At 74.2% G+C, this 21443-nt stretch carries 10 protein-coding genes and 6 pseudogenes; 9 read left to right on the top strand and 7 right to left on the bottom strand.

Features of this window, described 5'->3' with window-relative positions; genetic code table 11:
• Positions 1–9: 9 nt before the first annotated feature.
• The 8 genes and pseudogenes from ACYQ8Q_RS05110 to ACYQ8Q_RS05075 all read left to right on the top strand — a co-directional run.
• Positions 10–3648, top strand: a pseudogene (locus ACYQ8Q_RS05110) (type I polyketide synthase); the annotation flags it as partial.
• Positions 3634–7422 (top strand): annotated as a pseudogene (locus ACYQ8Q_RS05105) (type I polyketide synthase); the annotation flags it as partial. The pseudogenes ACYQ8Q_RS05110 and ACYQ8Q_RS05105, both read left to right, overlap by 15 nt.
• Positions 7423–7842: 420 nt before the next feature.
• A pseudogene (locus ACYQ8Q_RS05100) lies at positions 7843–8181 on the top strand (hotdog family protein); the annotation flags it as partial.
• 15 nt (positions 8182–8196) lie between these two features.
• Positions 8197–8658: pseudogene (locus ACYQ8Q_RS05095) on the top strand (polyketide synthase dehydratase domain-containing protein); the annotation flags it as partial.
• 162 nt (positions 8659–8820) lie between these two features.
• Positions 8821–9240, top strand: a pseudogene (locus tag ACYQ8Q_RS05090) (SpnB-like Rossmann fold domain-containing protein); the annotation flags it as partial.
• 18 nt (positions 9241–9258) lie between these two features.
• A pseudogene (locus ACYQ8Q_RS05085) lies at positions 9259–9840 on the top strand (KR domain-containing protein); the annotation flags it as partial.
• A 255-nt stretch (positions 9841–10095) separates the two neighbouring features.
• Complete coding sequence (locus ACYQ8Q_RS05080; protein ID WP_460073173.1) at positions 10096–10380, top strand: acyl carrier protein; 285 nt, start codon at positions 10096–10098, stop codon at positions 10378–10380.
• Between the two features lie 86 nt (positions 10381–10466).
• Positions 10467–11513, top strand: coding sequence for a ketoacyl-ACP synthase III family protein (locus ACYQ8Q_RS05075; RefSeq protein ID WP_460062313.1), 1047 nt, complete (start codon positions 10467–10469; stop codon positions 11511–11513).
• Positions 11514–11610: 97 nt separating this feature from the next.
• Here ACYQ8Q_RS05075 and ACYQ8Q_RS05070 read toward each other — a convergent pair whose 3' ends face one another.
• The 6 genes from ACYQ8Q_RS05070 to ACYQ8Q_RS05045 all read right to left on the bottom strand — a co-directional run bounded on the left by ACYQ8Q_RS05070 (position 11611) and on the right by ACYQ8Q_RS05045 (position 17395).
• Positions 11611–12378: an ABC transporter permease gene (locus tag ACYQ8Q_RS05070; protein ID WP_460062310.1), complete on the bottom strand. Its 768-nt coding sequence runs from the start codon at positions 12376–12378 to the stop codon at positions 11611–11613.
• A gap of 3 nt (positions 12379–12381) precedes the next feature.
• Positions 12382–13356 (bottom strand): ABC transporter ATP-binding protein, encoded by a 975-nt coding sequence (locus tag ACYQ8Q_RS05065; protein ID WP_460062308.1) that lies wholly within the window; start codon positions 13354–13356, stop codon positions 12382–12384.
• Between the two features lie 82 nt (positions 13357–13438).
• Positions 13439–14221, bottom strand: coding sequence for an NAD-dependent epimerase/dehydratase family protein (locus ACYQ8Q_RS05060; protein ID WP_460062306.1), 783 nt, complete (start codon positions 14219–14221; stop codon positions 13439–13441).
• Positions 14205–15689 carry an NDP-hexose 2,3-dehydratase family protein gene (locus ACYQ8Q_RS05055; RefSeq protein ID WP_460062305.1) on the bottom strand — a complete coding sequence of 495 codons (1485 nt, stop codon included), beginning with the start codon at positions 15687–15689 and terminating at the stop codon, positions 14205–14207. Before ACYQ8Q_RS05055 ends, ACYQ8Q_RS05060 begins: the two co-directional genes overlap by 17 nt.
• Positions 15690–15761: 72 nt before the next feature.
• Positions 15762–16538 (bottom strand): 4'-phosphopantetheinyl transferase family protein, encoded by a 777-nt coding sequence (locus tag ACYQ8Q_RS05050; protein ID WP_460073172.1) that lies wholly within the window; start codon positions 16536–16538, stop codon positions 15762–15764.
• 5 nt (positions 16539–16543) lie between these two features.
• Positions 16544–17395: a metallophosphoesterase family protein gene (locus tag ACYQ8Q_RS05045; protein ID WP_460062303.1), complete on the bottom strand. Its 852-nt coding sequence runs from the start codon at positions 17393–17395 to the stop codon at positions 16544–16546.
• Positions 17396–17687: 292 nt separating this feature from the next.
• On the opposite strand from ACYQ8Q_RS05045, the gene ACYQ8Q_RS05040 reads away from it, so the two are divergent.
• Complete coding sequence (locus ACYQ8Q_RS05040) at positions 17688–18458, top strand: thioesterase II family protein (protein WP_460062301.1); 771 nt, start codon at positions 17688–17690, stop codon at positions 18456–18458.
• 51 nt (positions 18459–18509) lie between these two features.
• Here ACYQ8Q_RS05040 and ACYQ8Q_RS05035 read toward each other — a convergent pair whose 3' ends face one another.
• Positions 18510–21392 (bottom strand): ATP-binding protein, encoded by a 2883-nt coding sequence (locus ACYQ8Q_RS05035; RefSeq protein WP_460062299.1) that lies wholly within the window; start codon positions 21390–21392, stop codon positions 18510–18512.
• Between the last annotated feature and the right edge of the window lie 51 nt (positions 21393–21443).

Raw genomic sequence — 21443 nt, 5'->3', positions numbered from 1 at the left:
CTGAAAAGGGTGACGGCGGACCTCCGCCAGACCCGCAAGCGTCTTCATGACGCCGAGACGGGCCGCCAGGAGCCCGTCGCGATCGTCGGCCTCGGCTGCCGCTTCCCCGGAGGAGCCGACACACCGGAGGAGTTCTGGCGGCTGCTCGCCGAGGGGCGTGACACCGTCGCCGGCTTCCCCGCCGACCGCGGCTGGGACCTCGACGGCGTCTTCGACGCGGCAGGCGGCGTCGGCACCACGTACGCCCGCCAGGGAGCCTTCCTCTACGACGCACCGCTGTTCGACTCCACCTTCTTCGACATATCGCCTCGCGAGGCCACGACCATGGACCCCCAGCAGCGGCTGCTGCTGGAGACCTCCTGGGAGGCGCTGGAACGCTCCGGCATCGACCCCGCCGCGCTGCGCGGCAGCCGCACCGGCGTGTTCACCGGCACCAACGGCCAGGACTACCTCGCGCTCATGCTCGACCGGCCGGAGGAGTCCGACGGCCACCTGACCACCGGCATCACGGCGTCGGTGTTGTCGGGGCGGGTGTCGTACGTGCTGGGTCTGGAGGGTCCGGCGGTGACGGTGGACACCGCCTGCTCCTCGTCGTTGGTGGCGTTGCATCTGGCGGTGCAGGCGTTGCGGGGTGGTGAGTGTGATCTGGCGTTGGCCGGCGGGGTGACGGTGATGTCGACGCCGGGTGCGTTCGTGGAGTTCTCGCGCCAGCGGGGGCTTGCGGTGGACGGGCGGTGCAAGGCGTTCGCGGAGGGTGCGGACGGTACGGGGTGGGGTGAGGGTGTCGGTGTGCTGGTGGTGGAGCGGTTGTCGGATGCGCGGCGCCTGGGGCATCGGGTGCTGGCGGTGGTGCGGGGCAGCGCGGTCAACCAGGACGGCGCGTCCAACGGCCTGACCGCACCCAATGGTCCGTCGCAGCAGCGGGTGATCCGGGCGGCGCTGGCGGCCGGTGGGCTGGAAACGGCGGACGTGGACGCGGTGGAAGCCCACGGCACCGGCACGGCCCTGGGTGACCCGATCGAGGCGCAGGCGCTGCTGGCGACGTACGGCCGGAATCGTGAACGGCCTTTGTGGCTTGGGTCGGTGAAGTCGAACATCGGGCACACCCAGGCCGCTGCCGGTGTCGCCGGTGTGATCAAGATGGTGCTGGCGATGCGGCACGGTGTGCTGCCGCGCACCCTGCACGCCGACGAGCCCACCTCCCAGGTGGACTGGACGGCCGGTGCCGTCCGGCTGCTCCAGGGGAACACCGACTGGCCGCAGGAGGCGGACCGTCCACGCCGGGCGGGCGTCTCCGCCTTCGGCGTCTCCGGCACCAATGCCCACGTCGTACTGGAGCAGGCCCCTCAGGAGCCCCCTCAGGAGCCCGCCGCGGACCCCGGCACGCCTCCTCCCGCCCCGCAGGCTTTGCGGCTGCCGTCCGCGGCGGTGCCCTGGCTGGTCACCGGCCGAACCCCGGCCGCCCTGCGCGAGCAGGCCCGTCGGCTCGCCGACTTCGTACGTTCGGGCCCGGCCGCCGATCCGGCGCGCACCGCCGCCGCGCTGCTGACCACCCGGTCCGTCTTCGAAGAACGAGCCGTGGTGCTCGGCACCGACCGCGAGGACCTGCTGCGTGGCCTGGACGCCCTGGCGGCCGGTCACGCCCGGCCCGGCCTCGTCACCGGCTCCGCCTCCGGAAGCGGCAGGACCGCCTTCCTCTTCGCCGGGCAGGGTTCTCAGCGCCCCGGCATGGGGCGTGAACTCCACGCGACGTACGAGGTGTTCGCGGACGCCTTCGACGAGGTGTGTGCCGAGGTCGACAGCGTCCTCGAACACCCCCTCCAGGACGTGGTGTTCGGCACGGACGCCGACCTGCTGAACCGTACCGAGTACGCGCAGCCCGCCCTGTTCGCCCTGGAAGTCGCCCTGTTCCGGCTCGCCGAGTCCTTCGGCGTACGTCCCGACGTCGTCCTCGGCCACTCCATCGGCGAGCTGGCCGCCGCGCACGTGGCGGGGGTGTGGTCGCTCGCCGACGCCTGCCGCCTGGTGGCGGCCCGCGGACGGCTGATGCAGGCGCTCCCCGAGGGCGGCGCCATGCTCTCCCTCCAGCTCCCCGAACCCGAGGTGCTGGCCCTGCTGGAAGGACGCACCGACCGGGTCGGCATCGCCGCCGTCAACGCCTCCCGCGCAACGGTGATCGCCGGCGTCGCCGCCGAGGTCGGGGAGATCGCGGAACAGGCCAGGGCGAACGGCCATCGCGCCACCGCGCTCCGCGTGAGTCACGCCTTCCACTCGCCGCTGATGGAACCGATGCTGCGTGACTTCCGGCGGGTCGCCGAGTCGGTGGAGTTCCACCCGCCACGTCTGACCGTCGTCTCCGACCTCACCGGTCGCCCCGCCGACCCCGACGACCTGACCGCCCCCGAGTACTGGGTGCGGCACGTGCGGCACGCGGTCCGCTTCGCCGACGGCGTCCGTACCCTGGCCGGTCTCGGCGTCACCCGCTGCCTGGAACTGGGGCCCGACGGCACCCTGTCCGCCCTGGCGGCGCAGAACCTGCCGGCCGAGGACGAGGTGCTCGCCGTTCCGGCCCAGCACAAGGACCAGCCCGGACCCGGGGCCTTCGAGACCGCCCTCGCCGCCCTGCACACCCGGGGCGCCGCCGTCGACTGGACCGGCCTCCTCACCGGTGCGGGCCCGAGCACCGGCACGGGTACGGGTACGGACACGGGCGCGCCCGCCGAGCCCCCCGAGCCGCTGCCGACGTACGCCTTCCAGCGGCGCCGTGCCTGGCTGCCCGCCGCACCGTCCGGCGCCGCCGGGATCCGGGCCGCGGGTCTCGGAGCCGCGCGCCACCCGCTGCTCGGCGCCACCGTCGAACTCGCCCACGCCGGGGGCGTCCTCCTCACCGGCCGGCTGTCCGCGCGCTCCCACGCCTGGCTCGCCGAACGGGAGACCGCGGGCAGCGCCCTGCTACCCGAGTCCGTCCTCGTCGAGCTGGCCGTGCGGGCGGGAGACGAGGCCGGCTGCACCGCCCTGGAGACGCTGACCCTGCGGGACCCGCTGCCGCTGCCCCCACGGGGCGGGGTCCGGATGCAGATCCTGGTCGGAGCCGCCGACGACACGGGACGGCGCACGGTGACGGTCCACTCCCGGCCGGACGACGACGAGGGCGACCGGCCCTGGCGCTGCCACGCCGAGGGCACCCTGGCCGCCATCACCGACAGCGCCGGCGCCCAGTTCGCCGAGAACGCGTCCGGGACCGACGTCTGGCCGCCCGAGCAGGCCGAACCCGTCGACGTGGACGATCTGTACGACGAGCTGTCGCTGCGCGGACACTCCTGCGGCCCGGCCTTCCGCGCCGTGCGGTCCCTGTGGCGCCGAGGCGGCGAGCTCTTCGCCGAACTCGCCGTACCGGACGAGCCGCGCGAGGCGGGTGCCGCCGCCTTCGGCCTTCATCCCGTGCTGCTCGACGCCGCGGCGCAGACCGCCCTGTGGGCCGCGCCCGAGGCGGGCGAGGGCCGCGTGGCGCTGCCACAGGGCTGGCACGGCGTGACCGTGCACGCGAGCGGAGCGGCCACCGCCCGGCTGCGGGTCACGGGCGCGGGCACCGACCGCGTTTCGCTCACCTTCGCGGACGCCCACGGAAGGGCGCTGGCCACCGTCGACTCCGTCTCCCTGTCCTACCCCGCCGTCGACGCGCTGGTCACCGATCCGCAGGTCGACGGACTGTACGCGCTGGAGTGGGCGCCGACGTCCGGGCAGGCCCCCGAGACGGGACTCCCCGCCCGCGGGGACGGCGGCTGGGCAGTCCTCGCCCAGGACGGCGCGGCGCTCGCCGCCCGTCTCGCCGAGCGGGGTGTCGTCGTCCGCGTCCACCACGACCTCGCCGCGCTGCGGGCCGCCCTGGACGAGGGCACCGCCGCGCCCACGACCGTGCTGCTGCCGGTCGCCTCCGCCGACCGCTCCGACGACGGCACGAGCCTCGCCGCCGCGGCCCAGGACGCCACCGAGGCCGTCCTGGCCACCCTCCAGGAATGGCTGGCCGACGAGCGCCTCGACGGATCCCGGCTGGCGGTGCTCACCCACCACGCCGTGGCCGCCGCCCCGGACGACCGGGTGCCCGACCTCGCCCACGCCCCCGTCTGGGGACTGGTCCGCACGGCTCAGTCGGAGCACCCCGGCCGCTTCCTGCTCGTCGACCGTGACACGCCCGACTCGCTCCCGCTGTCCGCCCTGCAGGGCGAGGAACCCCAACTCGCCGTCCGTGACGAAGCGTTGCTCGCGCCCAGGGTCGTGCGCGCGCCTCGCCCCGCCGAAGCGGCGCCGCCCGGGTTCGGCCCCGACGGCACGGTGCTGATCACCGGCGGCACCGGCGGACTGGGCGCCCTGACCGCCCGCCATCTGGTGGCCGAGCACGGCGTACGGCGGCTGCTGCTGGTCAGCAGGTCCGGGCCCGCGGCACCGGGCGCGGCCGCGCTGCGCGACGCGCTCACCGCGCTCGGCGCCGAGGTGACGGTCGAGGCGTGCGACGTCTCCGACCGTCCCGCGCTGAGCGCCCTGCTCGCCGCCGTACCGGCCGAACACCCGGTCAGCGCGGTGGTGCACACCGCAGGTGTCCTCGACGACGGCCTGCTCACCTCCCTCACGCCCGAGCGCCTCGCAACGGTCTTCGACGCCAAGGCGACCGCCGCCGCCCATCTGCACGAGCTGACCCGGGACGCGAACCTGTCCGCCTTCGTGGTGTTCTCCTCGGCGGCGGGTCTTCTCGGCAATCCCGGCCAGGCCACCTACGCCGCCGCCAACACCTTCCTCGACGCCCTCGCCCGGCACCGTCGCGCGGCAGGACTGCCGGCGACCTCACTGGCCTGGGGGCCGTGGGAGCGGTTCGCGGGCATGACGGCCGCCCTGGACCCCACCCACACCGCGAGGACGGCCGCCCAGGGAGTCGTTCCCCTCTCCGCCGAGCGGGGCCTGAGCCTGTTCGACGCCGGCACCGCCGCCGACCGGGCGCTGCTGCTCGCGATGCGTCTCGACGCGCGCGCCCTGCGGTCACGCGCCGAGGCCGGGGAACTCCCCCCGATGCTGCGCGGACTGCTGCGCGTCACCGTCCGGCGCGGCGCGTCCGGCGCGTCCGGCGAGGGCGGCGGATTCGCCCGGCGGCTCGCCGCACTGCCCCGGGCCCGGCGGCACCGCGCGGTGGCCGACCTCGTCACCGGCCAGGTCGCCGCGCTCCTCGGCTACGACAGCACCGACCTCGTCGGCCCCGACAAGCCGTTCAAGGAGCTGGGCTTCGACTCGCTCGCCGCCGTGAACCTGCGCAACCGGCTCGGCCAGGAGACCGGACTGCGCCTGCCCGCCACCCTCGTCTACGACCACCCCACCTCCGGAGCCCTGATCAGGCACCTGGCCGCGGAACTGGGCCTGGACGGGGGACGGCCCGACGGCGACGACACCCCCGACCGCCCCGACCACGCCGTACCCGACGACGACCCGGTGGTGGTCGTCGGCATGGCCTGCCGCTACCCCGGCGGAGCGGACTCCCCCGAAGCGCTGTGGCGCCTGGTCGCCGCGGGAGCCGAGGGACTGGGCCCGTTCCCGGCCGACCGCGGCTGGGACCTCGACGCGCTGTACCACCCGGACTCCGACCGCCCCGGCACCACCTATGTCCGCGAGGCCGGGTTCCTGTACGACTCGGGCGAGTTCGACGCCGAGCTCTTCGGCATCTCTCCGCGCGAGGCCCTCACCATGGACCCCCAGCAGAGGCTGCTGCTGGAGACCTCGTGGGAAGTCCTCGAGCGGGCCGGGATCGCACCCGCCTCCCTCAAGGGCAGCCGTACCGGCGTGTTCGCGGGCGTGACGTATCACGACTACGCCTCCGGGATGCAGATGGGCACGGCCGGAAACGTGGCCGCGGGCCGGGTGTCGTACGCCTTCGGGCTCGAGGGCCCCTCGGTGGCCGTGGACACGGCCTGCTCCTCCTCCCTGGTCGCCCTGCACCTGGCGGCTCAGGCGCTGCGCGCGGGGGAGTGCGACCTGGCGCTGGCCGGAGGGGTGGCGGTCATGTCGCAGCCGGACCCGTACGTGGCCTTCAGCAGGGAGCGCACCCTCGCCGCCGACGGCCGGTGCAAGCCGTTCTCGGCCGCCGCCGACGGCACCAACTGGGCCGAGGGGGTGGGCCTGTTGCTGCTGGAGCGGCTCTCCGACGCCCGTCGGCGCGGTCACCCGGTCCTCGCCAGGATCGCCGGAAGCGGCATCAACCAGGACGGTGCCTCCAACGGACTGACCGCCCCCAGCGGCCCCGCCCAGCAGCGGCTGATCCGCCAGGTGCTGCGCTCCGCCGGACTGCGCGCCGCCGACGTGGACGCCGTCGAGGCCCACGGCACGGGCACCCCGCTCGGCGACCCGATCGAGGCGCAGGCGGTCCTCGCCACCTACGGGCAGGACCGGGAACGGCCGTTGTGGCTGGGCTCGATGAAGGCGAACATCGGTCACACCCAGGCGGCCTCGGGCGCGGGCGGCGTCATCAAAATGATCATGGCGATGCGCCATGGCGTCCTGCCCCGCACCCCGCACACCGACCCGCCCTCCCCCCATGTCGACTGGTCGGCGGGCGCCGTGGAACTGCTGCGGACGGACGTGGCCTGGCCGCCCGGTGACCGCCCCCGCAGGGCCGGTGTGTCCTCCTTCGGCATCAGCGGCACCAACGCCCACGTCATCCTCGAAGAACCGCCCGGGGACGGGGAACACGCCGACGGCGACGACACCGCTGCCGATGCCCCCGCCGCCGACGGCATCCCGCTGCCGCTGCCGCTGCCGCTGCCGTTGTCCGCACGCAGCGCCGAGGCGCTGCGCGGCCAGGCGGCCCGTCTGCACGCCTTCCTGACGGAGGAGCCGGCGCCCGGGCTGGCGGACGTGGCCCTGTCGCTCGCCACCGGCCGCTCCGCCCTGGAACACCGGGCGGTGCTCACCGTCCCCGACCGCGACAGCGCGCTGGGCGCCCTGAAGGCCCTGGCGGACGGAACCGCGCCCGGCGCCGCCGTCGTCAGCGGCACCGCCCCCACCGGCCGCGCCGCACCCCCCGTCGTGTTCGTCTTCCCGGCCGCCGACGCCCGGTGGACGGCGGGTGCCGCACCGCTGGCCGACGCCGCCCCGGTGTTCGCCGAGACCCTCGCGGCCTGCGGACGGGCCCTGTCCGGGCTGGTCGGCTGGACACCCGCCGACGTACTGGCCGGACGCACCGCCCCCGACTGGCCGGACCGTCCCGAGATCGCCGGACCGCTCGGCTGGGCGGTGGCCGTCGCGGTGACCGCGCTGCTGCGTGCGCACGGCATCGAGCCCGCGGCGGTGACGGGCCAGGGGCTCGGCGAGATCGCGGCGGCCTGTGCCGCCGGGCTGCTCCCGCTGGAGACCGGCGCCCGGCTCGCCGTGCACCACAGCCGAACCACGCGGGAGGACCTGCCCCCGGTCCGCTTCGGGCCCGCCGACACGCCGTTCTGCTCGGCCGCGACCGGTGGCTGGCTCGACGGGGACGAGACCGAGGCCGCCCCGTGGGCCGCGGGCCTCGCGGGCGATTCCGCACGGCCCGGGCACGCGCTGCGGGCGCTGCTGGACAGCGGCCACCGCACGCTGGTCGTCCTCGGCGCCCCGGACCGGGGCGGAGAGCAGGCCCACGACGGGACCCCGCCGGACGCGCACGTCGACCTGCTGCCGCTCACCGGACCGGACGGACCCGGCCTCGTGACCCTCCTCGCGCAGCTGTACGTCCGGGGCGTCGACATCCACTGGAGCACCCTGCTCGCGCCGTCCGGGGCACGTCGGACCCCGCTGCCGACATACGCCTTCCACCGCCGCCACTACTGGATGGCCCCCGCCCCGCATCCCGGCGCCGGCGCCCCCGCCACCGGCCCGGCGGGCCGGCACCCGCTGCTGGACTCGGCCGTCGAACTGCCCGAGCCGGGCGGGCTGCTGCTGACCGGCGCGCTGTCCCGCGCCGCACTGTGGCCCGCCGCCGACTCCGGCACCGGGGCCGTGCCCGGGTCGGTGCTGGTCGAACTCGCCGTCCAGGCCGGCGAACGGGTCGGTTGCGACCACGTCCTCGAACTGACGTCCCAGGATCCGCTGGTCCTGCCCGAGCGGGACGAGGTCGCGCTGCGCGTCACGGTCGGCGAGGCGGATGCCGCGGGGGAACGCGTCCTGCGCGTCCACTCCCGGCGCGTGGGCGCCCTGCCCGGTACACCCTGGACGTGTCACGCCCGGGCGGTGCTGTGCCCCGCAGCCGGACCGGCCTCCTTCGACCTCGAACTCTGGCCGCCCGCCGACGCCGAGCCCGCCGACCTCACCGGACTGCCCGGGACGGCCGACGGCAGCCTTCGGGGCCTGTGGCGGCGTGGCGACGACCTGTTCGCCGAGGTCGCCCTCACCGACGGACAGCGGCCGCGGGGAGCCTCGTACTGCCTGCATCCGGCGCTGCTGGACACTGCCCTGAGCACCCTCGCGGGCACCCGGGAGACCGCCGGCACCGGCGGACCGGCCCTGCCCGGCTCCTGGCACCGGACGGAGCTGTACGCCGTCGGCGCCTCGGCGCTGCGCGTCCGCCTGACGCGTACCGGGAGCGACACCGTCGCCGTGGAGGCCGCCGACGACACGGGGCTGCCCGTCGTGTCGATCGGCGAGATACGGCTCGGTGCCGCCGATCCGGCACGGCTCACCGGCGCCCGCACCGCACACCACGGTCCGCTGTTCCGGCTGGAATGGCCCGCAACCGAGTGCCCGGCGCCCACGGACAAACCCCGCTGGGCACTCGTCGGACCCGATCCGCTCGGGGCCCGCGCGGCCCTGATGAGGGCGGGCGTCTACACCGAGGCGTACGACGGCCTGGCCGCGCTCGCCGGGGCACTGGACTCCGGCGCGGCCGTGCCCGAGGCGGTCCTGGCCGGCTGTGTGCCCGCCCTCGGGGACCCCACCGGTGCCGCCGCGGTGCGGCACATCGCCGCGCTGACCGGGGAGTGGCTCTCCGACGACCGCTTCGCCGACACCCGGCTGGCCGTCCTGACCTGCGGCTCACTCGCCGCCGACGGCACCCGGGCGCCGGACCCGGCCGTCGCCGCGGTGTGGGGCCTGATCCGCTCCGCCCAACTGGCCGATCCGGGCCGGCTGGTGCTGGCCGACCTGGACGGCAAGCGTGCCTCCTGGCGCGCCCTGCCGGCGGCACTGACCCTTCCCGAGCCGCAACTGGCCCTGGTCCAGGGGGCGGTACGCGTCCCACGGCTGACCGCCGTGACCGCCGCGACCGCCATCGCCGACGGAGCGGGCCTGCCGGCCGGACCCGAGGGGACCGTCCTGGTCACCGGCGCAGACCGGCCGGCCGGCGCCGAGATCGCCCGGCACCTGGCAGGCCGGCCGGACGTGCGCCGGCTGCTGCTCGTCGCCCCGGCACCCGGCGAGGCGCAGAGGCTGCTGCGGGACGAACTGGCCGAACCGGGCACCGAGGTGACCCTCGCCGCGTGCGACCCGGCCGACCGCGCGGCACTGGCCGCGCTCCTGGGCTCGGTGCCGACGGCACACCCGCTGACGGCTGTCGTGCACGCGGCCGGGGCGCCGCGGCGCCCGGAGACCGACGGCGCGGCGGCCGCGGGGGGAGACCGGCTGCACGGGGAACTGCTCGCGGCCCTGCACCTCGCCGAGCTGACGACACCGGAGCGGCCCGGATCCGCCGCGGTGCCCCTGGTCCTCCTCTCGTCCGCGGCCGGCACGCTGGGAGCCGCCGGACACGGCGACGAGGCCGCCCTGGGCGCCTTCCTCGACGCCCTGGCGCTCCGCCGCCGTGCCGCGGGGCTCCCCGGGCTGTCGGTGGCGTGGGGCCCCTGGGAGGGCGAGGACCGGGCCGGGAGCGCGTTGCCCCCGGGAGTCGGGCGGCTGCCCCGGACCGCGTGCCGGGACCTCTTCGACGCGGCCTGTGCCCAGGACGCGCCCACCGCCGTTCTGCTGCGCCCGGACACCGGGACGCTCCTCGGCCGCGCGGGCGACGCTAGCCTGCCGGCCCCCCTGCGCGACCTGGCCGGCGTACCGGCCCGGCGCCGGGCGGGCCGGCCGGGATCCGCGGGTGCGCTCAGTATGCTCCGGCGCCGCCTCGCAGGTCTCGGCGACGCCGAACGCGACGCCGTTCTCATGGACCTCGTGCGCACCGACGTGGCGGCGGTGCTCGACTACCCCTCGCCCGCAGCCGTCGAGGACACCCGGGCCTTCCGGGACATCGGTCTCAACTCGCTCACCGCCTTCGCCCTGCGCAACCGGCTGCGTGAGACCACGGGGCTGCGGCTGCCCGCCGCCCTGCTGTTCGAGGCCGACACCCCCGTCCTGCTGGTGAAGCGCCTCAGGGAAGAGCTGCTGCGCGGGTGACACGGGCGTCCCCGCCCGTCGGCCGGCCGACCTCCGACACCACATCCCGAACGACACGACACGACACTCAAGGAGAACAGCCACAGATGAAGACGAACGGCGTCTACGTCGACACGGTCGGGGTCTACATCCCGGAGCAGCGGGTGACCGTCGAGGAGGCCGTCGAGCAGGGGCTCTACGACGAGTTCTCCATCCAGTACGCGACCGGGCTCACCGCCGCCTACATCGCGGGCGACCTGCCCGCGCTCGACATGGCCGTGCTCGCCGCCCGGCACGCGTTCCGGCGCTCGGGCAACGAGATCGACGACCTCGACTTCCACGTCCACTGCACCGCCGTGCAGCACGGCCCCGAGGGGTTCTACCCGCCCGGTTACGTGCTGCGCGAGCTGGGTGCGAGCGGGGTGGCGAGCACGGACGTGCGCCAGCACTCCAACGGGCTGCTCGCCGGGATCGAGGTCGCCGTGGGACAGCTGACGGGAGCCGCGGGTGCCGAGACCGCGCTGGTGACGGCGGCGGAGAACTTCACCAGCCCGCTCATCGACCGGTGGCGCGGCTTCGGCACCGGGTTCACCGCCAGCGACGGGGGCGCCGCCGTCCTGCTCAGCGGCGAGGGCGGATTCGCGGCGCTGCGGGCCGTGAACTCCGCGACCATGCCGGAGCTGGAGCAGTGGCACCGCGGGCAGGAGTCGCTGCTGCCGTTCCGCGGGGAGGAACGCAAGGCCTCCGGCACGATGGACCTGCTGATGTACTTCAACCAGCACGTGATGCCGCTCGACAAGTGCATGGAGATGATCCGCGACTTCGAGCTGGACCTGGTGCACCGCTCGCTGGTGGACGCGGGGCTGAACGCGTCGGACCTGCGCTGGGTGGTCGCCGCGAACAGCGACTCCCTCATGGTCGAGCAGACGAAGATGCAGCCGCTGGGTCTGCCGATGTCGCGCTCCACCGCCCACTTCGGCAAGGAATACGGTCACATGGGCGCCTGCGACATGGCGGTCTCCCTGAACCACCTGCTCACCAACGGGCTGGTGTCCCCCGGCGACAATGTCCTGATGACGACGTCGGCGGCCGGCTGGGTCTCGACCTCGGCCGTGCTCACCATCCTGGAGATCCCGGACTGGGCCCGGCCCTGAGGCCCCTGGCCCCGTGCCCACGGCAGCGGCCCGGAGAACGCCGGACCCGGCACCACGTCCCGTGGCGCCGGGTCCTTTCCGCGGCCGGGCCCGGGGCTCACGCGTCCCGGTTGCGCAGCACGAGATACCCGCCGAGCAGGGCCGCGGCCACCCACGCCAGCATGATGGCGAGCCCGCCCCCCGCCCCGTACGGCAGGTCCGACTTGGGCACCACCCGCACCATCGCCGCACCGGCCTGGTCGGGAAGGTACTCCGCCACCTTCTTGGCGCCCGGCACGGAGGCCAGGATCTGTGTGACGAGGAAGAAGAACGGCATCAGGATGCCCATGGACAGCATCGAACTGCGCAGCATGGTGGCCACGCCCATCGAGAACACGGCCATCAGCGTCATGTAGAGCGCCGCGCCGAACGTGGCCCGAAGGACGTTGTGCGCGCCGAGCGTGGTGCTGTGCGATCCGAGTGCGGCCTGCCCCGCGAAGAAGGTCACGAACGTGGTGGCGAGACTGACGGCCAAGGCCGCACCGGTCGCCACCGCCACCTTGCTGAGATAGAAGACCCCGCGCCGGGGGACCGCCGCGAGGGAGCTGCGGATCGCGCCGGTGCTGTACTCGGAGCCGATCACCATGACACCGAACGCGATCATCGCCAACTGGCCGAGGAGACCGCCGGTGAAGCTGGTCCCGGCGGCGTCGAAGGAGAGCTTCTCCTGCTCCGAGAGGCTGTCGTAGTCGGAGTTGGACAGGGCGCTCACGAGCGTGCCGAAGGCCACGGTGACGGCGAAGGCGGCGAACAGGGTCCACCCCGTGGAGCGGACCGTGGTGAGTTTGGCCCACTCGGAGCGCAGGGTCGCTGTGGGTGCGGACATGGGTCAGGACTCCGTTCCGGTGGTCTGCGGCGCGTTCGTACCGACGCTCGACGCGGCGTCGGGGGCGGGGGCGAACGCCCCCGTGCGGTACTCGGCCGCCTCACCCGTCAGAGCGATGAACGCCTCTTCCAGGGAGGCGTGCTGCGGGCTCAGCTCGTGCAGCAGGACGCGGTGCTCCAGGGCCAGTTCGCCGAGTCGCTCCACCGGCGCCTCGGTCACCTCGAACACCCCCGGGGCGCTCTCGGCGGCGGTGATGCCGGCCGCCGCGAGGGCGTCCCGCAGCTTCTCCGGTTCCGGGGTGCGGATCCGCACGGACGAACGGGAGTTGCGGTCGATGAACTCCTGCATACCGGTGTCGGCGAGCAGCCTGCCGCGGCCGATGACGACCAAATGGTCCGCCGTCAGCGCCATCTCGCTCATCAGATGGCTGGAGACGAACACCGTGCGGCCCTCCGCCGCCAGCCGCTTCATCAGCGTGCGGATCCAGTGGATGCCCTCCGGGTCGAGACCGTTGACCGGCTCGTCCAGCATCACGATCTCCGGGTCGCCGAGCAGCGCCGCGGCGATGCCGAGCCGTTGCCCCATGCCGAGCGAGAAGCCCCTGGGCCGCTTCCTGGCGACCTCGCTCAGACCGACCTCCTGGAGCACCTCGTCGACCCGCGGCAGCGGTATCCGGTTGCTGAGGGCGAGGCACCGGAGGTTGTCGTACGCGCTGCGCCCGCCGTGCATCGCCTTCGCGTCCAGCAGCGCGCCGATGCGGCGCAGCGGTTCCCTGAGCCGGGCGTAGGGTTCGCCGTCGATGAGGACGCGGCCCGCCGTGGGACGGTCCAGACCGAGCATCATCCGCATCGTGGTGGACTTGCCCGCTCCGTTGGGGCCGAGGAATCCGGTGACGCAGCCCGGCCGGACGCTGAAGGTGAGGTCGTCGACCACCACCTTCTCGCCGTACTGTTTGGTCACTCCCGCAAGCTCGATCATGCCTCCACGCTAGGCGGAGCCACCGCTTCCAGCCCGTGCCCAGGAGGACATGTCTAAGGGTTCCCCCAGTTTTGCGGCGCGGTCACCGGGAGGGCAGCCCCGTCAGATCCCGCGGCTGGGCGGTGTAGTACGGCAGATACGCGTCCAGCAGCGCTCCCAGATAGGCAGCATCGGGGGTCGCGGCGCGGAAGTCCGGCACCAGCCGCCGCAGTCGTCGCACGGACGCGCGGGTGACGGCGGTCGGGCCGGGACGGTGTACGCGCCGGGCCGTGACGCCCAGACGCTCCTCGACGGCGGTCACGATCGCCTCCACCGGTTGCGGGACCCCCGAGGCGACGTTCACCACCTCGCCGTGGACGTCGTCCTCGAGGAGTCTGCCGACCGCGTGCACCAGATCCCGCACGTCCAGCAGGTCCCGGTGCGCTCCCTGATGGACCGTCACCTCGCCCTGTGAGACGTGCCGCACAAGGGTGGGCAGCAACTGGTGCGGCCGCTGGTGATGGCCCACGGCGTGACTCACCCGCAGGATCAGGTGCTCGACGCCCGAGGAGCGCACCACGCTCTCCAGGGCCAGCTTGTGCCGTCCGTACGCCGTCGGCGGCCGGAGCGGACCCGTCTCGCTCACCTCGTCGTCCGTGCAGCCGTACAGGGAGAACGAGGCGGTGGAGAGGAACAGGAGCCGTCGGCCGTCCCGCCGGCACGCGTCCAGGACCTCGTAGAGGAGCCGGGCCTCACGGTCGTACTCCGACACGGCCGTGGTGGCCGTGCTGGAGACCCCGGAGGCGATCGTGGTCACCCCGGGGAAGCGGTCCCCGAACGCCTCGGCCAGATTGCGGGCCAGGAATCCGTCACCGATGATCCGCACGGCTGCCTCCCCTGCCCGGGGCGACGGCCCCGGTACCGCGGACTCCTGCCGCGGGCAGGCCGGAGGGGAGTCCGGTGACGCTGCGCAAGGCCGCGACCAGCGTCCGTGCCTGCACGTTGACATAGTGGCTGTACTTCAGCAGCTCACCGAGCTGACGCAGCGTCACCCACCGGTAGTCCGCGGGGATCTCGGCGGGGACGTCGTCCTTCGCCTCGATGATCAGGTACCGGTTCTGCGCGTTCAGGAAGCGGCCGCCCTCCTCGGACAGCACCGTGTCGAACAGCACCTGCTCCGGGCGGGCCCCGGTCACCAGGTCGAGGAAGCGGGGGCGGTCCGACGCGGGCAGATGGGCGTAGTTCTCCGGGGTGCACTGCACGGTCGGGCCGAGCTCGACGACGTCCAGATAGCCCGGCTCGACCCGCGCCTGCACCAGACAGTGCGGCACCCCGTCGACCCGGCGGACCAGCATCGCCGAGATCCCGATGCCGTGCGGTTCGAGCAGCGGCTGCGACCAGGACGTCACCTCACGCCGGTTGGACAGGACGTCCACCGGCACGATGCTGAAGAACAGGCCTCCCCGGTGGGAGATGCGGTCCTCGGTGCGGAACCAGTCCCGCCCCTCCACCTCGCTCAGGGGCAACAGGGCGGCGCTGACGTCCCGTTCGCTCTGCTGGGTGGTGATCCAGCTGCGGATCGCCACGTCCGGGTGGATGCCGGCGGCCGGGCCGGTCCCGTAGTGCCAGTCGGGGAGACAGGAGAGCACCGTGCGCGCGTCCATGTTCACCAGATTCTCGTAGTGCAGCAGCGCGTTGACCTGCCGCAGTGTCAACCAGCAGAAGTCCTCGCCCGCCTCCACCTCCGGACCGACCTCGACGATCATGTTGCGGTTGCGCTTGCAGAAGAACCACGAGCCCTGTTCCGACTGGAGCACATCGGCCAGCACCCGGTGGCCGCGGGCCTCCGGCTCCCGGAAGCAGTCCAGATAGGGCACCGACGCACCGCCGTGCACCCGGGTGTAGTTGCTCTTGGTCGCCTGCACGGTCGGGGACAGCTGCACCCCGTTGACATTGCCCGGCTCGGACTTCGCCTGCATCAGACAGTGGAGCACCCCGTTGAACTCGCGCACCGCGAGACCGAGGATGCCTATCTCCGGTTGCCTGATGATCGGCTGGGTCCACTCCGGCACGGGACCGGAGTCGGTGCGCACCCGCACACCGCGCACGGTGAAGAACTTCCCGCTGCGATGCGCCAGATCGCCGCTGCCCGCGACGAAGTCCCACCCCGCCATCTCACCGAAGGTGGTGCGGCGGACCACCTGGCTGTGCCGGCGGCGGCGCTGGTCGAACCAGTCGAAGAACGCGACGTCGGACATCACCTCGCCGCCCTCGGCCGTCGCGGAGACGGCCAGCCGCGCGGCCAGGAGCGCCTCGCTGTCGGACTCGGGTCCGGTCGTGTTGAGCTGGGGCATCGCTGCCTCTCCATCGGATCGTCATCGGTTCGAGACGCCCCACGGCAGCCGGTGCGGCCCATGGGGATCGGCCTACCGCGGTGGGCGGGAGGCGTCGGGGAAGGCCGTCGCCCCGGGTGCGGACGACCGCGTGAGCGGTGCGCCGGACACGGCCCCGCCCGGGCGGTGTACGACGGGTGCCAGCGCGGTCAGCACCAGCCCCCCGTCCACGAGCCATCGGCCGGTGAGCTCCGCACCGCCCACCCGACCGGCGAACCCGGGGGGCAGCGGCACGAGCAGCGTGACGTCGAACGTGCCGCGCGCCGCACCGGCGGGGTCCCGCTCCCGGGTGAAGCGCAGCCGGGCCTCCTCGAAACCGAGCGGTCGGCGGGCGAGCGGGAACCACGTCTTGTAGACCGACTCCTTCGCGCTGAACAGCAGCCGGTCCCAGGGCACGTGCGGTGCCGCTCGCCGCAGCCGGGCGAGATCGGCGCGCTCCTCGGGCAGCGACACCGCCTCCAGGACACCGTCCGGCAGCGGGGCCGCCGTCTCGGCGTCGACGCCGAGCGCCGCCAGATCGGTGGCGCGGGCGACCGCCGCCACCCGGTAGCCGTCGCAGTGGGACACCGTACCGACCACCCCGGCGGGCCAGCGGGGTTCTCCCCGGGGACCGGACAGCAGCGGTACGGCGGGAAGCCCCAGCGCGGCCAGCGACAGACGGGCGCACCGCCGGCCGGTGGCGAACTCGCGGCGGCGCTTGTCCACCGCCCGCGCGACCACCGCCTCCTCCTCCGGGAACAGCGGCGGACCCGTCAACTCACCGCGCACCTCGGTCACTTCGACCGCCTCCGGGAGCAGGCGGCGCATCAGCGGCGTCACCGGGCACCTCGCCGGGGCAGGATCTCGCGCAGCAGCGGATCGGGCATGCCGCGGGCCTGCCACTCGCGCGGGTAGCCCAGCGACACCTCGCGATGCGGTACCCCGTCGTGCCAGGTGGTGCGCGGGATGTGCAGATGGCCGTAGACGACGGTTGCCGCCCGGTAGCGCCGGTGCCAGTCGTGGGTCGCGGTGGTCCCGCACCACAGGGCGAACTCCGGGTACCGGAGGATGCGGGTGGGTTCGCGCACCAGCGGGAAGTGGTTCACCAGCACGGTCGGCAGATCGGACGGGCAGGCGTCCAGCCGCTCGCGGGTGTACTCCAGCCGGGCCCGGCACCAGGCCGCCCGGTCCGGGTAGGGGTCGCTGTGCAGGAGGAACTCGTCGGTGGCCACCACCCCGGCCTTCTCCGCCCGGGCCAGCGCATCGGCGGTGCCGGTGGCACCCGGCGGCAGGAACGAGTAGTCGTACAGCAGGAACAGCGGCGCGATCACCACCGGCCCGTCCGGCCCCGGCCACTGGACATAGGGGTCCTCCGGGGTCAGCACCCCCAGTGACCGGCACAGTTCGACCAGCCCGCGGTAGCGGGCCGCACCGCGCAGCGGCACCGGATCGTCGGGATGCGTCCACAGCTCGTGGTTGCCCGGCACCCACACCACGGTCGCGAACCGCTCGGCGAGCAGCCGCAGCACCCACTCGACGTCCGCCGTCAGCTCCCCGATGTCACCGGCGACGATCAGCCAGTCGGAGGGATCGGACGGGCGCAGCCGCCGCACCACGGCGCGGTTCTGCTCGTAGGCGACATGCAGGTCACTGACCGCGAAGAGCCTGCCGCCCGGGACGGGGCTCACCGCTTCCGCGCCGCGCCCGGGACGGGCCGTGGAACCGTGGTGGTGGGCATGGGAACTCCTCGCTGGGGGGCCGGAGCCTCGGATACGCGTCCGGCGCTCAGCTTTATGCCACCGTGCCGTCCCGCCGCACAACGGGCAGCCGCCCCCCGGCTCCAAGGACAGGGGAAACGCCCAGACTTCGGGGAGCCGAGGCCGTCCGGCCCGGGCGGTGCCGGATAGTGGCGGCACACCTTCAGGAGCACGCCAGTGATCCAGCCCACCGAAATCCGCTGACACAGGACGGACGAACAGCGTGAGTGTTTCCCCCGCAGACGACGGACTGTGGTGCCGACGGTTCGACCCGGCCCCCGACGCCGCCCACCGCCTGGTCTGCTTCCCCCACGCCGGCGGCTCGGCCAGCTACTACCTCCCCGTCGCCACCGCGCTCAGTCCGCGCGTCGACGTCGTCGCCGTGCAGTACCCCGGCCGTCAGGACCGGCGCAACGAGCCGCTGATCGACGACATCGGCACGCTCGCGGACCAGGTGCACGAGGTGCTGCGCGGTTGGGACGACCGCCCGCTGACCTTCTTCGGTCACAGCATGGGCGCGCTCGTCGCCTTCGAGGTGGCCCGGCGGTTCGAGCGGGAGGGCGGCGGTCCGGTACGGCTCTTCGCCTCGGGCCGGCGTGCCCCCTCCCGCTACCGCGACGAGAACGTCCACCGCCGCGACGACGACGGCATCATCGCCGAGATCAAGTCGATGAGCGGCACCGACGACCGGCTGCTGGGCGACGAGGAACTGATCCGCATGATCCTGCCCGCGCTGCGCGGCGACTACCGGGCCGTGGAGACCTACCGGTCCGCTCCGGGCGCCACCGTGGACTGCCCGGTCACCGCGCTCGTCGGCGACAGCGACCCCAAGACGTCGATCGACGAGGCCCGGGACTGGGAGAAGCACACCACCGCGGACTTCGACCTGCGCATCCTGCCCGGCGGCCACTTCTACCTCAACAGCCGTGCCGCAGAGGTGCTGAAGCTGCTCGAGGAGCACTTCACCGCGCGGACCGCACCGCGGGCCACCTGACCGGGGATGCCGGTCCGCGCGGCCGCCGGCCGTCCCGAACCCGGCCCGCGGTCAGGCCGCTCCCTGCGGGCGGATCGTTTCGGCGGGCGGAGCCGACGTGCCCGGCGCCTCGAACAGGCCCGCGTCCTCGAGCGCGCTCGCCAGCCCGGAACGGCCGGACGTCGACATCTTGCGGTAGCAGTTCGTCAGATGCTTCTCCACGGCCCGCCGGGAGACCCCGAGAGCGTCGGCGATGGCCTGGTTCGTCAGACCCTCCACCGCCATCCGCGCCACCATCCGCTCGGTCGACGTCAGCCGCCCCCGCGTCGGGACGCCGGCCGCCGCCGGTCCCAGCAACTCCTGCGCCCGGACCGCGATCCGCGTGGCTCCGCACTCCACCGCCAGCTCGTACGACGTGCGCAACGCCGCCTCCGCCTCCGCCGCATGACGAGGTGCCACCGCCTCCGCGAGCCGCAGCAGGACCGACGCCCGGGTGAGCAGGTCGCCGGACGCCTCCAGCACCCCGGCGGCCTCCCGCAGCAGTTTCGGCGCCGAGGACCCGCCCGTCACGGTGGCCTGCAGGGCCAGCGCGCGCCCCAGGCCCGACGGGGCGCCCCAGGCCCTCGCCTGTTCCAGATGCCGCTCGGCCAGCTGCTCGGCACGCTCGGAGTCGCCCATGCGGTGCAACGTACGCGCCGCCCAGTACGCCGACGGAGCCAGGACGGGGTTGCGCCACCCCGCCCGGTCCAGGCCGTACTCCGCGTCGAGGAAGTGCTCCACGGCCATGCCCGGCTCATGCCGCCACTCCGCCTGCATCCCCCGCACCATGACGAGCAGTCCGGCCAGCACACAGTTCTCGTGCACGCCGCGGATCCGCTCCGGCAGCGCCTCGACCAGGTCCGGCTCGCGGGTCCGCAGCGCCACCATGACCGAGGCGATGACCGAGAGCGTGCTCGCCTCCTCGGGGCCGGACACCGACAGGGCCCGCACCGCCCGGTCCCGCGCGGCGGTCAGCCTGCCCTGGGCGAGCAGGACCAGCGCCTGTTCGCTGAGCACCACCGACTGCTCCAGCCGTCCGCCCCGGCGTTCCGCGTCGGCCAGTGCCGTGTCCAGCCAGGACATCAGTCCGCCGACCGAGTCCGCGGTGACCGCGACCGGTACCACCAGCGGCAGCACGGTGTGCACATGGGCCGCGCGCGCCGGCTCGTGTTCCAGGACCCGGCCCGCGAGCGCACTGACCCGCGCGGCGGGCAGCGCGGCGGAGACCGTCGCGGTGTACGTGAGCGCCACCAGCAACTCCCGCTGCCCCGGATGCGTCATCTCCGGTCGCCCGCCCAGCCCGGCCAGCCGGTCCGCGGCCGACGCGAGCACCGACGGATCGAGATCGCAGAGGTGGTGGAGCCGGGCCTCCAGACGCAGCTCCAGCAGTCGGCGGTCGGCCGGCCGCACCTCCGCGGCGGTCAGTTCCCGTGCCGCCTGCCGCATCGCGTCGCCCAGCGACAGCAGTGTGGCGCCGGTCGCCACCGGGGTGAGTGTCAGCAGCGCCTCGGCGCGGGCCCGCGCACCGGACAGCAGCGGGAGCGCCTGGGTGATGTGCCGGACGGCCACCGACGGTGCGAAACTGCGCTCCACGGTCGCCAGTTCGACCAGCAACACGGCCCGCGCCTCGCTGTGCGGGGGGACGTCGAGCAGCGCCCGGCGCAGATAGCGGGCCGCCGCTTCCGGGGCGCCGCGCCGCACCGCGGCGTCGGCGGCGTGACGCAGCGCCGCCACCGACTCGTCGTCCAACGGGGCGGTACTGGCGAGGAGATGACCGGCCACCCGCTCGGGCGTGCTGCCCCGGTAACGCAGCAGCGCGGCGGCTCTCAGGTGCAGGCGGTTGCGTTCGCCCGGCGGCATGCCGTCCTCGATCACCTCGTGCACCGCCTGATGCGCCAGCCGTAGACCGGTGCCCTCACGGACGACCAGCGTCAGCCTGCGCAGCCGCCACAGACCCGCCTCCCGGTCCACCCGGTCCAGTCCGGCCAGTTCGCCCACCACGTGCGGGTCGGCACCGTCCCCGAGGACCTGCAGCGCACGCGCCGCGGCCAGGACGGAGGGCGGCTGTTCCTGAAGCCCCAGCATCAGCCGCCGACGCAGCGCGGGCGGCACCAGCGTGGCCGCCTCGGCCGCCTCGGCCGCCACCGGGGCGATGCCGCGGGACCGGCATTCCTGGAGCAGCGACACGAGGTGCAGCGGATTCCCGCGTGTGGCGTGGTGGCACGCGGCCGTGAACTCCGCGTCGGGCGGTACGCCCAGGCGCTGCAGGATCAGGGCGTCGACCGACGCCGTGCCCAGCGGGGCCGGAAACAGTGTGTGCTCCGCGGCGGCGACCGGACGGACCGAGGGCGGCTCCGCCGCGGGCTCTCCCTCGCAGACCGTCGCCGCGACCAGGATTCCCCGGTGGGGCACCTGCTGCACGAGCTGGTCCAGCCAGTCCAGGGTGCCCTCGTCCGCCCAGTGCAGATCGTCGATGAGAAGTACCGGAGTGCGGTCCTGGCTCATGTTCTCCACCAGGGACAGCAGGGCCCGCACCGTCGTCGCGGTGTGCTGCCGGGGCGACTCAGGGTCGCCCTGGAGGAAGCCGAGCGCGGGCCGCGCGGGGCCGGCGCACCATCGGCCCACGAACGTACCCGACTTGATCACCGGCTCCAGCAGTTGCCGGGTGACACCGAGAGCGAAGGAGCGTTCCGCGGGGGCGGCGTAGGCACGCATCACCAGGGGCCGGGGAAGCGCCGCCGACCCGGCCGTCGGGCCGGTGGTCAGGCGCACGGCGAGTTCGCCGATCTCCGACAGGACGGCCGACTTGCCGATTCCGGGCGGCCCGCTGATCACGACCATGGATCCGTTGCCGTGTGCGGCGAGCCGGAGGGCCTCGGCCGCCACTTTCAGTTCGTTCTGCCGCTCGAGCAACATGCCAGCGGCCTCCTTGCGCGGTGTGATGGAGCGTGAGGGGGTGGATGCGAG

This window comes from Streptomyces sp. YKOK-I1 (genome assembly GCF_054660435.1).
Note: the sequence above shows the minus strand (reverse complement) of the source record. Positions and strands in the feature narration are given on the sequence as shown.